General features: G+C 67.6%; 10 protein-coding genes. 7 read left to right on the forward strand and 3 right to left on the reverse strand.

Annotated elements, in window-relative coordinates:
• The first annotated feature begins 62 nt into the window (after positions 1-62).
• The 6 genes from leuS to AC1DJH_RS16770 all read left to right on the forward strand — a co-directional run bounded on the left by leuS (position 63) and on the right by AC1DJH_RS16770 (position 9,218).
• Complete coding sequence (gene leuS, locus AC1DJH_RS16745) at positions 63-2,693, forward strand: leucine--tRNA ligase (protein WP_478186430.1); 2,631 nt, start codon at positions 63-65, stop codon at positions 2,691-2,693.
• A gap of 14 nt (positions 2,694-2,707) precedes the next feature.
• Positions 2,708-3,253, forward strand: coding sequence for an LPS-assembly lipoprotein LptE (locus AC1DJH_RS16750; protein ID WP_478186431.1), 546 nt, complete (start codon positions 2,708-2,710; stop codon positions 3,251-3,253).
• Positions 3,254-3,292: 39 nt separating this feature from the next.
• Entirely contained in the window at positions 3,293-4,366 is a 1,074-nt protein-coding gene (gene holA, locus AC1DJH_RS16755) for a DNA polymerase III subunit delta (RefSeq protein ID WP_478186432.1), read from the forward strand.
• Between the two features lie 88 nt (positions 4,367-4,454).
• Positions 4,455-5,756: a glutamate-5-semialdehyde dehydrogenase gene (locus AC1DJH_RS16760; RefSeq protein ID WP_478186433.1), complete on the forward strand. Its 1,302-nt coding sequence runs from the start codon at positions 4,455-4,457 to the stop codon at positions 5,754-5,756.
• A 92-nt stretch (positions 5,757-5,848) separates the two neighbouring features.
• On the forward strand, positions 5,849-7,165 hold the full coding sequence (gene gshA / locus AC1DJH_RS16765; protein WP_472126061.1) for a glutamate--cysteine ligase: 1,317 nt from the start codon (positions 5,849-5,851) through the stop codon (positions 7,163-7,165).
• A gap of 184 nt (positions 7,166-7,349) precedes the next feature.
• A complete protein-coding gene (locus AC1DJH_RS16770) occupies positions 7,350-9,218 on the forward strand; it encodes a potassium transporter Kup (protein ID WP_472126064.1) in 1,869 nt (622 codons plus the stop codon).
• A gap of 30 nt (positions 9,219-9,248) precedes the next feature.
• On the opposite strand, the gene AC1DJH_RS16775 is transcribed toward AC1DJH_RS16770, so the two are convergent.
• From AC1DJH_RS16775 to AC1DJH_RS16785, 3 genes are all read right to left on the reverse strand, one after another.
• The gene (locus AC1DJH_RS16775; RefSeq protein WP_478186434.1) at positions 9,249-10,040 is read right to left on the reverse strand and encodes a GntR family transcriptional regulator; all 792 of its coding nucleotides are present in this window, start codon (positions 10,038-10,040) and stop codon (positions 9,249-9,251) included.
• 61 nt (positions 10,041-10,101) lie between these two features.
• Complete coding sequence (locus tag AC1DJH_RS16780) at positions 10,102-11,025, reverse strand: polysaccharide deacetylase family protein (RefSeq protein WP_478186435.1); 924 nt, start codon at positions 11,023-11,025, stop codon at positions 10,102-10,104.
• A 10-nt stretch (positions 11,026-11,035) separates the two neighbouring features.
• Positions 11,036-11,464: a nuclear transport factor 2 family protein gene (locus AC1DJH_RS16785; protein ID WP_478186436.1), complete on the reverse strand. Its 429-nt coding sequence runs from the start codon at positions 11,462-11,464 to the stop codon at positions 11,036-11,038.
• Between the two features lie 246 nt (positions 11,465-11,710).
• Here AC1DJH_RS16785 and AC1DJH_RS16790 point away from each other — a divergent pair, with 246 nt between their 5' ends.
• Positions 11,711-12,907: an ABC transporter substrate-binding protein gene (locus AC1DJH_RS16790; RefSeq protein ID WP_478186437.1), complete on the forward strand. Its 1,197-nt coding sequence runs from the start codon at positions 11,711-11,713 to the stop codon at positions 12,905-12,907.
• Positions 12,908-12,917: the final 10 nt, after the last annotated feature.

The following is a 12,917-nucleotide window of genomic DNA, read 5'->3' on the forward strand; positions in this document are numbered from 1 at the left end:
TTGCCCGGGCGCGATAATCCGCCGTTCCCGGCCGCCTTGCGCCGGGCTCTTGCCGAACCGTCATGAACCCCAGCTACAAACCCAGCGACGTCGAGTCCGCTGCCCAGGCGCAATGGAGCGCCGCCGATGCCTACCGCGTCACCGAAGACGCGAGCCGCAAGAAGTACTACGCCTGCTCGATGCTGCCGTACCCCAGCGGCAAGCTGCACATGGGCCATGTGCGCAACTACACCATCAACGACATGCTCACGCGCTACCTGCGCATGAGCGGCTACAACGTGCTGATGCCCATGGGCTGGGACGCCTTCGGCCTGCCTGCCGAGAACGCGGCGCTGAAGAACGGCGTGCCCCCGGCCAAGTGGACCTACGAGAACATCGCCTACATGAAGGGCCAGCTGCAGGCCATGGGCCTGGCCATCGACTGGAGCCGCGAGATCGCCACCTGCGACCCGAGCTACTACAAGTGGAACCAGTGGCTGTTCCTGAAGATGCTGGAGAAGGGCATTGCCTACCGCAAGACCCAGGTCGTGAACTGGGATCCGGTCGACCAGACCGTGCTGGCCAACGAGCAGGTGATCGACGGCAAGGGCTGGCGCACCGGCGCCACGGTCGAGCGCCGCGAAATTCCGGGCTATTACCTGAAGATCAGCGACTACGCCGAAGAGTTGCTCGAGCACACCCAGCACAAGCTGCCGGGCTGGCCCGAGCGCGTGAAGCTGATGCAGGAAAACTGGATCGGCAAGAGCGAAGGCCTGCGCTTCGCCTTCACGCACGACATCAAGGACGCGAGCGGCAAGGCCATCCAGGACGGCCGCATGTACGTGTTCACCACGCGTGCCGACACCATCATGGGCGTGACCTTCTGCGCCGTGGCGCCCGAGCATCCGCTGGCCGCGCACGCCGCCACGCTCGACCCCAAGGTCGCGGCCTTCATCGAGGAGTGCAAGAACGGCGGCACCACCGAGGCCGAGCTCGCCACGCAGGAGAAAAAGGGCGTGCCCACCGGCCTCACGGTGACGCACCCCATCACCGACGAGCAGGTGCCGGTGTGGGTCGGCAACTATGTGCTGATCGGCTACGGCGACGGCGCCGTGATGGGCGTGCCCGCGCACGACGAGCGCGACTTCGCCTTTGCCAACAAGTACGGCATCGAGATCATCCAGGTGGTGCTGGTGGACGACGAACCGCACTTCGACTATCACAAGTGGCAGGACTGGTACGGCGACAAGCAGCGCGGCGTGACCATCAACTCCGACAACTTCAGCGGCATGACCTACAAGGAGGCCGTGGCCGCCGTGGCGCATGCGCTGGGCCAGAAGGGCCTGGGCGAGCTGCAGACCACCTGGCGCCTGCGCGACTGGGGCGTGAGCCGCCAGCGCTACTGGGGCACGCCGATCCCGATCATCCATTGCGACGAGCACGGCGCCGTGCCGGTCCCCGAGAAGGACCTGCCGGTGGTGCTGCCCACCGACTGCGTGCCCGACGGTTCCGGCAACCCGCTGAACAAGCATGAAGGCTTTCATGCCGGCGTGGTCTGCCCCGTGTGCGGCAAGGCCGCGCGGCGCGAGACCGACACCATGGACACCTTCGTCGATTCGTCGTGGTACTTCATGCGCTACTGCGATCCGAAGAACGACCAGGCGATGGTCGCCGAGGGCGCCGACTACTGGATGCCGATGGACCAGTACATCGGCGGCATCGAACACGCCATTCTTCACCTGCTGTACGCGCGCTTCTGGACCAAGGTGATGCGCGACCTGGGCCTGGTGAAGGCCGACGAGCCCTTCAGCAAGCTGCTGACGCAGGGCATGGTGCTCAACCACATCTTCTACAAGCGCAACGAGAAGGGCGGCAAGGACTACTTCCCGCCGACCGAGGTCACGACCGTGCTCGACGCGCAGGGCCGTATCACCGGCGGCACCACCGCCGACGGCACGAAGGTCGAGTACGGCGGCGTCGGCAAGATGGGCAAGAGCGAGCGCAACGGCGTCGACCCGCAGGACCTGATCGAGAAGTACGGCGCCGACACCGCGCGCCTGTACACCATGTTCACCGCGCCGCCCGAAGCCACGCTCGAGTGGAACGACGCGGCCGTGGAAGGCAGCTACCGCTTCCTGCGCCGCGTATGGAACTTCGGCGCCGCGCAGGCGGAGGCGGCCCCGGTGGCCCTTGCCGGCCAGACCTTCGGCAAGGGCGCCCAGGCGCTGCGCCGCGAGGTGCACACCGTGCTGCGCCAGGTCGACTACGACTACCAGCGCATGCAATACAACACCGTGGTGTCGGGCGCCATGAAGCTGCTCAATGCGCTGGAAGGCTTCAAGCCCGACGGCAGCAAGGGCGACGCGGCCGCGCTGCGCGAGGGCTTCGGCATCCTGCTGCGCTGCATGTACCCGGCCACGCCGCACATCGCCCAGCAGCTGTGGAACGAACTCGGCTACGACAAGGACCTGGGCGGCCTGCTCGACGCGGCCTGGCCCACGGTCGACGCCGGCGCGCTGGTGCAGGACGAGATCGAGCTCATGCTGCAGGTCAACGGCAAGCTGCGCGGCAAGCTGCTGGTGCCCGCCGGGGCCTCCAAGGACGAGATCGAGAAGCTGGCGCTGGCCTGCGACGACTTCGTCACCTTCGCCGAAGGCGCGCCGCCCAAGCGCGTGATCGTGGTTCCCGGCCGCCTGGTCAACGTGGTTCTCTGACGAACGACTCAAGCATGAACACTCGCAATGTCTCGCTGCCGCGCCGCGGCTTTCTCATCGGCCTGACGGTGGCGGGCGCCTCGCTCGGCCTGGCCGGTTGCGGCTTCGAGCTGCGCAAGGCGCCGGTCTTCGCGTTCAAGACGCTGTCGATATCGGGCAACACGGCCATGATCAACCAGATCCGGCGCGAGCTGCGGGCCACGGGCTCGGTGACGCTGGTGGCCGTCGAGCCTGCCGTGGCCGGCAGCCCGCCCCCGGTGTCGACGGCCGACGTGATACTCGAGATCCTGGGCGAGGATCGCGACCGCCTCGTCATCTCGACCAACTCGGCCGGCCTGGTGCGCGAGCTGCAGCTGCGGTTGCGCGTGCGCTTTCGGCTGCGTACGCCGGCCGGCAAGGACCTGCTGCCGTCCACCGAGGTCTCGCAGACGCGCGACCTGAGCTTCAACGAGACCAACGCGCTGGCCAAGGAAGGCGAAGCCGACCTGCTGTTCCGCGACATGCAGTCGGACATCGCCCAGCAGTTGATGCGCCGCATTGCCGCCGTCAAGGAGCTCTGAGCCGCTGCGCCCAGGTCATTCCCCGGTCATTCCATTTCCATGCAACTTGCCAGCGCCCAACTCGGGGCCCACCTGCAAAAGGGCCTGAAGCCGCTCTACACGATCCACGGCGACGAGCCGCTGCTCGCGCAGGAGGCGGCCGACGCCATCCGCGCGGCCGCGCGCGCGCAGGGCTACACCGAACGCAGTTCGTACACCGTGGCGGGCGCGCACTTCGACTGGAGCGCGGTGCTGGCGGCCGGGGGCTCGCTTTCGCTGTTCGCCGACAAGCAGATCGTGGAGATCCGCATCCCCGCGGGCAAGCCCGGCAAGGACGGCAGCGCGGCGCTGCAGCACATGGCCGAGGCCGCGCCTGGCAACGACAGCACACTCACGCTGGTGATGCTGCCGCGCCTGGACAAGGCCACGCGCACCGGCGCCTGGTTCTCCGCGCTGGAGAACAACGGCGCGAGCATCCAGGTCGACCCGATCGAGCGCAATGCGCTGCCGCAATGGATCGCGCAGCGCCTGGGACTGCAGGGCCAGCGCGTGATGCCCGGCGACGAAGGCCAGCGCACGCTGCAGTTCTTTGCCGACCGCGTGGAGGGCAACCTGCTCGCCGCGCACCAGGAGATCCAGAAGCTCGCACTGCTGCATCCGGCCGGCGAGCTGAGCTGGGAGCAGGTGGAAGGCGCGGTGAACAACGTGGCGCGCTACGACGTGTTCAAGCTGTCCGAGGCCGTGCTCGCCGGCAACCCGCAGCGCGTGGCGCGCATGCTCGACGGCCTGCAGGCCGAGGGCGAGGCCGAGGTGCTGGTGCACTACACGATCGCCGAGGACATCCGGGCGCTCAAGCGTGTGAAGGACGCCATGGCGTCGGGCCGCCCGCTGCCGATGGCGCTGCGCGAGAACCGCATCTGGGGGCCCCGCGAGCGCGCGTTCGAGCGCGTGCTGCCGCGGCTGGACGACCGCATGCTGGCGCGGCTGCTGCGTGCTGCCCACCTGGTGGACGGCATCGTGAAGGGCCTGAAGCAGCCCGACTGGCCCGCGAGCGGCTGGCAGTCGCTGCAGCGGCTGGCGCTGATGCTGTGCCGCGCGTGCAGCAGTGCGGCGGCTGCACCGCGACGCGGCTGATCCACGTCGAAGGCGTCTGTTCCGGTGGTGCGAGCCATCAAAAAGCCTGTGTCATCCGGGCCACAGGTTGGCATGGGAAAATGCGCAGATGAATGCGTTCAACGTCAGCGAGCACATGCAGACCCTCGGTCTGCAAGCCAAAGCCGCTGCATTCCTCATGGCCCGTGCGGATGCAGCTACCAAAAACATAGCATTGAAGGCGCTGGCCCGGCGCTTGCGCGAAGCCGGGCCGGCGCTGGCCGCCGCCAACGAGAAAGACCTGGCGCGCGCCACGGCCGCCGGCCTGTCGGCACCGATGGTGGACCGCCTCAAGCTCACGCCGAAGGTCATCGAGACCGTGGCCCTGGGCTGCGAGCAGCTCGCCGGCATGGCCGACGTGATCGGCGAGATCATCGGCATGAAGCAGCAACCCAGCGGCATCCGCGTGGGCCAGATGCGCGTGCCGATCGGCGTGTTCGGCATGATCTACGAGAGCCGCCCCAACGTGACCATCGAGGCCGCGAGCCTGGCCATCAAGAGCGGCAACGCGGCCATCCTGCGCGGCGGCTCGGAGGCCATCGAGTCGAACAAGGCGCTGGCGCTGCTGGTGTCCGGGGCGCTGGCCGAGGCCGGCCTGCCGGTCGAGGCGGTGCAACTGGTGCAGACCACCGACCGCGAAGCCGTGGGCCAGCTCATCGCCATGCCCGAATTCGTCGACGTGATCATTCCGCGCGGCGGCAAGGGCCTGATCGAGCGCATCAGCCGTGACGCCAAGGTGCCGGTCATCAAGCACCTGGACGGCAACTGCCACGTCTACGTGGACGACACGGCCGAGTTCGACATGGCGCTGCGCATCGTCGACAACGCCAAGACCCAGAAGTACAGCCCCTGCAACGCCGCCGAAGGCCTGCTGGTGTCGGCCACGGTGGCCGAGCACTTCCTGCCCGACATCGCCGCCATCTTCGCGGCCAAGGGCGTGGAAATGCGCTGCGACCCGGCCGCCGCCGCGATCCTGCGGGCCAGCGAGGCGCTGGGCGCCGCCGGTGCCAATGCCAAGATCCTCGATGCGGTGGAGAGCGACTGGTCCGAGGAATACCTCGCCGCCGTCATCAGCATCAAGGTGGTGTCGGGCGTGGACGAGGCCATTGCCCACATCAACCGCTATTCGAGCCACCACACCGACGCCATCGTCACGCGCGACCACGTGCATGCGCAGCGCTTCCTGCGCGAGGTCGATTCGGCCAGCGTGATGGTCAATGCGAGCACCCGCTTCGCCGATGGCTTCGAATTTGGCCTGGGTGCCGAAATCGGCATCAGCACCGACAAGTTCCACGCCCGCGGCCCGGTGGGCATCGAAGGCCTGACCTCGCTCAAGTACGTGGTGCTCGGGCAGGGCGAGGTCCGGACTTGATGCGCCCGCGCGCAGTCTTGTCATTGGGGCGGCCATCCCCAAATCCTACAATTCCGCTCCACCTTTAAGCACAAAACCAACAAGGCCGCCGCATGGTTCCGCATCTCGTCACTGCCCTGACCGGCCCGATCAATGAACTGGAGCAGCGGGTGCTCGACTCGATGCCCGCCATCGAGCGCTGGTTCCGGCTCGAATGGATGGAGCACACGCCGCCGTTCTACAGCGCCGTGGACATCCGCAACGCCGGCTTCAAGCTGGCGCCGGTCGACACCAACCTGTTTCCCGGCGGCTGGAACAACCTCACCAAGGAGATGCTGCCGCTGGCCGTGCAGGCCGCGCAGGCCGCCATCGAGAAGATCTGTCCGGAGGCGCGCAACCTGCTCGTCATTCCGGAAAATCACTCCAAGAACACCTTCTACCTGGCCAACGTCGCGCAACTGGTGCGCATCTTCCACATGGCGGGGCTCAACGTGCGCATCGGGTCCATCGACCCGGCCATCAAGGCGCCGAAGAAGATCGAGTTGCCCAACGGCGAGACCGTGACGCTCGAACCGGTGGTTCGTACCAAGCGCCGCCTGGGCCTGAAGAACTTCGATCCCTGCACAATCCTGCTCAACAACGAGCTTTCGGCAGGAACGCCCGGCATCTTGGAAGACCTGCACGAGCAGTACCTCTTGCCGCCGCTGCATGCGGGCTGGTCGGTGCGGCGCAAGAGCAACCACCTGCACAGCTACGAAGAGCTGTCCAAGCGCTTCGGCAAGCTGCTGGGCATCGACCCCTGGCTCATCAACCCGATCTATGCGCGCGCCGAGGGCGTGGACGTGGCCGAAGGCCGCGGCATCGACGTGCTGACCAGCCACGTGGAAGCGGTGCTCACCAAGGTGCGCCGCAAGTACAAGGAATACGGCATCAACGAGAAGCCGTTCGTGGTCGTCAAGGGCGGCCACAGCGGCAGCGGCAGCCCGGGCGTGGTGACGGTGCGCGACGCCAAGGAGGTCGAGGCGCTGATCGGCAAGTCGCGCACCAGCACGTCGTCGGCCGCCAGGATCTCGGGCGGGCGCGACCTGCGCGAACCCACCGAGCTGATCGTGCAGGAAGGCGTGCTGACCAACGAGCGCGTGCACAACGGCGTGGCCGAGCCGGTGGTCTACATGATGGACCGCTACGTGGTGGGCGGCTTCTACCGCGTGCATGCCGAGCAGGCCGCCGACGAGAACCTCAAGCTGCCGGGCGCGAGCTTCGTGCCGCTGGCCTTCTCCGAAAGCGCGCACATGCCGCAGCCCGGCGCCAAGCCCGGTGCCAGCGCGCCGAACCGCTTCTACATGTACGGCGTGGTCGGCCGGCTGGCCATGGTGGCCGCCAGCTACGAGATGGAGGCGACCGACCCGGACGCCGAAATCTACGAATGAAGGTCTAAATGAAGGGCCGCAGCTTGCGGCGGCGGCGGGCGACGGCAAAATAGCGGCCCCACAGCAAACGGAAACAAAAGGGCGGGAGGGGTGATGCGGGCGAGCGTACGGACGTTCGCCTTCGTCGCACCCCGGCGTGTCTGACGCGTCGATTCCAGCAGCCTGCCCTTTTCCCATCGACTTCGTGTCAGCCCCCAAAAACCTCTCAGCCGGCCTGATCGTCGGCGCCATCGGCGTCGTCTACGGCGACATCGGCACCAGCGTGCTGTATGCCGTCAAGGAAGTGTTCGGCCACGGCCACGTGCCGTTCACGGTCGAGAACGTCTACGGCATCCTGTCGATGTTCTTCTGGACGCTCACGGTCATCGTCTCCATCAAGTACGTGGTGCTGGTGCTGCGGGCGGACAACGAAGGCGAGGGCGGCCTCGTCGCCATGCTCGCGCTGGCGTCCCGCGCGGTGGCCGACAAGCCCCGGCTGCGCCACGTGCTGCTGGTGGTGGGCATCTTCGGCACATCGCTGTTCTATGGCGACGGGGTCATCACACCGGCCATCTCGGTGCTCTCGGCGGTCGAGGGCCTGGAGGTGGTGTCGCCGCACTTCTCGCACTACGTGATCCCCATCACCCTGGTCGTGCTGTTCTGCCTCTTCGCGGTGCAAAAGCGCGGCACCGCGGGCATCGGCAAGTTCTTCGGGCCGGTCACGCTGGCGTGGTTCGCGGCCATTGCGGTGCTGGGCGTGTGGCAGATCCTGCACCACCCCGAGATCGTCAAGGCGCTCAACCCCTGGTATGCGCTGAAGTTCATCTGGGACAACCCGGGCACCAGCTTCATCCTGCTGGGCGCCATGGTGCTGTGCGTGACCGGCGCCGAGGCGCTGTACGCCGACCTGGGCCACTTCGGCAAGAAGCCGATCCGCATCGCGTGGTTCTCGGTCGTCATGCCGGCGCTCACCCTCAACTACCTGGGCCAGGGCGCGCTGCTGCTGGAGAACCCCGAGGCCGTGAAGAACCCCTTCTTCATGATGGCGCCCGAGTGGGCGCTGGTTCCGCTGGTGCTGCTGGCCACGCTGTCCACGGTGATCGCGTCGCAGGCGCTCATCACGGGCGCGTTCAGCGTCACGCGCCAGGTCATCCAGCTGGGCTACCTGCCGCGCCTGAACATCGAGCACACCAGCGTGCGCACGGCCGGGCAGATCTACATTCCGCTGGTCAACTGGGGCCTGTTCGTGGCCATCGTGCTGGCGGTGGTGATGTTCCGCACGTCGAGCAGCCTGGCGGCCGCCTACGGCATCGCGGTGACCACCGACATGCTGATCACCACCATCCTGACCTTCTTCGTGATCCGCTACGCGTGGAAGCTGCCGCTGGTGCTTTGCATCGGCTCGACGGCCTTGTTCTTCTTCGTCGACTTCATGTTCTTCGCGTCGAACCTGCTCAAGCTGTTCGAAGGCGGCTGGTTCCCGCTGATGATCGGCGGCTTCGTCTTCACGCTGATGATCACGTGGAAGGAAGGCCGGCGCCTCATGGGCGAGGCGCAGCATGCCGATGCCATCGACCTGAAGTCCTTCCTGGGCTCGGTGTTCGTCAGCCCGCCGGTGCGCGTGGAAGGCACGGCGGTGTTCCTCACGGCCGAGCCCGGCACCGTGCCCAACGCGCTGCTGCACAACCTGAAGCACAACAAGGTGCTGCACGAGCAGAACATGTTCGTCACCGTGCGCAACCACGAGGTGCCCTGGATCCCGATGGACAAGCGCATCGAGATCGACGCGCTGGGCAACCACTGCTGGCAGGTGATCGTGCACTACGGCTTCAAGAACGACATCGACCTGCCGCGCGCGCTCGACAACGCGCGCCTGCGCGGCTGCCAGCTGGAGCCGATGACGACCAGCTACTTCCTGTCGCGCGACGTGGTGATTCCCACGCTGGGCAGCGGCATGGCGCCGTGGCGCGAGAAGCTGTTCGCGCAGATGCACCACAACGCGAGTGGCGCGGCCGCGTTCCTGGGGCTGCCGAACAATGCGGTGGTGGAGCTGGGCTCGAAGATCGAGATCTGACGCGGCCGCAGGCTGTGCGGCCGGGGCGGTTCAGCCCAGGCCCAGCATCTGCCCCAGGCTGCGCTGCGCGGCCGGCCGGTCCAGCGCGATGTTCCGCTCCAGCACCAGCAGGTGCGCTTCCATCAGGTGCACGGCCGTGTCCGCATCGCCGCGTGCGATGGCGTCGACCACTTCGGCATGCTCGCCGTGCTCGCACGCGGCGTTGCCGGGCGGCTCGTACAGCGCCACGATCAGCGAGCAGCGCGACATCAGCTCCGTGAGGTAGCGCTCCAGGATCGGATTGCGCGCGAGCCGCGCCACGCGCAGGTGGAACGAGCTGGCCAGCCGCGCCCATTCGGGCTGCGTGTGGCGGTGCATGGCCGCGTGTTCTTCCTTCAGGTGCCGACGCAGTTCGGCCACTTCGGCCTTGGTGGCGTTGCGCACCGCCATGCGCACCAGCGCGGCTTCGAGCGCGCGGCGCGCCTCGAAGATCTGCCGCGTTTCTTCCGGCGAAGGCATTGCGACGATGGCGCCGCGGTTGGGCCGCAGGTCCACGATGTGGTCGTGCGCCAGCCGCTGCAGCACCTTGCGCACCAGCGCGCGGCTCACGCCGAACAGCTCGCACAGCGAGGCCTCGGGCAGCTTGGTGCCGGGTGCCAGGCGCTGGTTGGTCACGCCCTCGAAGACCGAGCGGTAGATGCGCTCCTCGATGTCGCCTTCGTCACCTTCGCCCCCTGCCGGCGTGACCGGCGCGGCCGCCGCGGCCGCCGCGGTGGGTTCGGCGGCTGGCGACGGCTTGCGCCGGGCGGCGGCGGGCTTCGGCGGCGAGGGGGAACGGGCCATGGGGAGGAAAGCAGGCGGTGGGAACGCGCAGATTATCGAGCCCGCCCATGCACCCTGTGGTTCAGTCGAATTCTCCGGGCCGCTCCGCGGCCAGTTGCGTCATGTGCGCCGCAATGGCCCCCGGCGTGGTGAACCAGATGTCGCCCCGGTCGCGCGCCTGCGCCAGGTGCGCCAGCGCGGTGCGCAAATGCCGCAGCCGGTAAGGCTGGCCCACGATGTACGGATGCAGCGCCAGGCCCATCACCAGCGGCTGGTTGCGCGACTGCGCGAGCATTTCTTCGAAGTTGTCGACCACCATCGCGCTGAAGTCCTTCGCGTCCATCAGGCGGCCGACGATCATCGGAATGTCGTTGAGCTCCTGCGGGTAGGGCACCGACCACAGTGCACCGCCGCCGCGCGTGCGCATGAGAATCGGCTGGTCGTCGTGGCACCAGTTCAGCGTGTAGCCGTAGCCTGTCTCGGCCAGCAGGTCGGGCGTGACGGCGCTCTCCGAGATCCACGGCGACAGCCATCCCGAAGGCGCCTGCCCGCTCTCGCGCACCATGCGGTCGCGGCAGCGCTGCAGCAGCGCGCGCTCGTGCACTTCGTCGAGCACGCCCTGGCGTTCGGCGTTGCTGTGGCCGTGGCCGATCAGCTCGTCGCCGCGCGCCACCAGCGCCTGCACCAGCTCCGGGCAGTGGTCGTACAGCGCGGTGTTGATCAGCGCACCCGTGGGCAATGCGAGCGCGTCGAACAGCTCCAGGCAGCGCCATGCGCCCACGCGGTTGCCGTACTCGCGCCAGCCGTGGTTGAGCACGTCGGGCTGCGGCGAGGCCGGGCCGATGCAAGCGCCCAGCCCGTCGCCGAAGGCGAAGTGCTCCACGTTGAAGCCCAGGTACACCGCCAGCCGCGCGCCGTTGGGCCACACGTGGTCGGGCCGCCGGGTGATGGGCCGGTAGTCGAAGCGGTCGTGCGTGGGCAGCAGTTCGGGCCAGCGCGTGGTCATGCGCCGGTCCTCACAGCACCGCGAGGCCGGCGCGCACCAGCAGCCATTCGGCGCTGTCGTTCCACACGTCCATCTGCACGATGAGGCCGTGGCTCACCACGTAGCGGTCGACGTAGCGGTTGTCCTCGAAAGCGGTGCCGTCGGGCCATGCGCCGTACAGCGTGCCCAGGCTGTAGACCACGGTGGCCTCGGGCGTGCCGCCGGCCACCGTTTCGGTGCGCTCGATCTTCTTCTTCACCCACGCATAGCGCTTGGCATTGAAGGCCGAGGTGTCGCCGGGCGCCTGCATCGGCCGGTTGCCGGTGAAGCGGATGCGGATGCCGGGCGCGGTGAAGCGCGAGGCCGACTGCGGGTCGGGAATCATCACCAGGCGAAGGAACTCGTCCACCACGGCGGCGGGGTCGAGCGTGTGGGGTGCTGGTGCGGCGGGCGTGGTCATGCGGTTCTCCAGTCGTTGTGAGCCATGGCGGTGCACGGCGGTATGTCGTGGCGGAATCGTGCAATTCCTGTGCCTGATTGTTGACACGCTCGAATTTGGATTGTCGACAATTCGATGGATAAATTGTCAACTTGGCATGCCGCTTGCATCCGGGGCTGGCCAGTCGCTTCGGCGCATTTCGATGCACCTTGTTGGGTGCCTCATCCCTTGTCCATCCCCTGCTTCTCTTCGACCCAGGAGTCCGCCATGTCCCGTTCGCCTAGCTTCAACCGCCGCACGCTGTGCCTTGCAGCCGTTGCCGCTGCCTGCCTTTCCCACGGTGCGGCCTTCGCCGCCGAGCCGATCAAGATCGGCCTGGTCACGGCCCTGTCGGGCCAGTCGGCACTGGCCGGCGAAGCCATCACGCGCGGCCTCACGGTGGCCATCGACGAGATCAACGGCAAGGGCGGGCTGCTCGGCGGGCGCAAGCTCGAGCTGGTGCGCCGCGACGACGAGGCCAACCCCGCCAAGGGCGTGGTGGCCGCGCGCGAACTCATCTTCAAGGAGAAGGTGGCCGTGCTGTTCGGCGGCCTCGACACGCCGGTGTCGATGGCCATCGTGCCCATCGCCAACCAGGAGAAGACGCCCTTCATGGGCCCCTGGGCCGCGGGCACGCCCATCACGAAGAACGGCGCCAACCCCAACTACGCCTTTCGCGTGTCGGCGGTCGACGAGATCGTCAACGTGGGCATGCTCGACTACGCGCAGAAGAACTTCAAGGCGAGCAAGTTCGGCATGATCCTGGTCAACAACCCGTGGGGCGAATCGAACGAGAAGGGCCTGCACGCCGCGCTCGCCGCCAAGGGCCTGAAGGCCGTGGGCGTGGAGAAGTTCGACGGCAACGACGTCGACGTGGTGCCGCAGCTCACGCGCCTGAAGGCCGCTGGCGCCGACACGCTGTTCATGGTCGGCAACGTGGGCCCGTCGGCGCAGGTGGTGAAGTCGCTCGACCGCATGGGCTGGCAGGTGCCCATCGTGTCGCACTGGGGCCCGGCGGGCGGCCGCTTCACCGAGCTGGCCGGCCCCAACGGCAAGAACGTGCACTTCGTGCAGACCTACAGCTTCTTCGGCAAGCAATCGCCGGTGGGCGAGAAGGTGATTGCCGCGCTGAAGGCCAAGTACCCCGCCATCAAGGGCCCGGACGACATCACGCCCGCCGTGGGCGTGGCCAACGCCTACGACGGCATGCAGCTCGCGGCGCTGGCCATCGCGGCGGCCGGCTCGACCGACGGCGACGCGGTGCGCCAGGGCTTCTACAAGATCGGCAGGTACGAAGGCCTGATCAAGACCTACGACAAGCCCTTCTCGCCCGCCGTGCACGACGCCGTGACCGCCAACGACTACGTGTGGGCGCAGTTCATCGACAACCGCATCCTGCCCGTGGGCATGGTCGCGGCCAAGTAAGAAAAGAAGA

The organism is Variovorax sp. 10N412 (assembly GCF_056394985.1).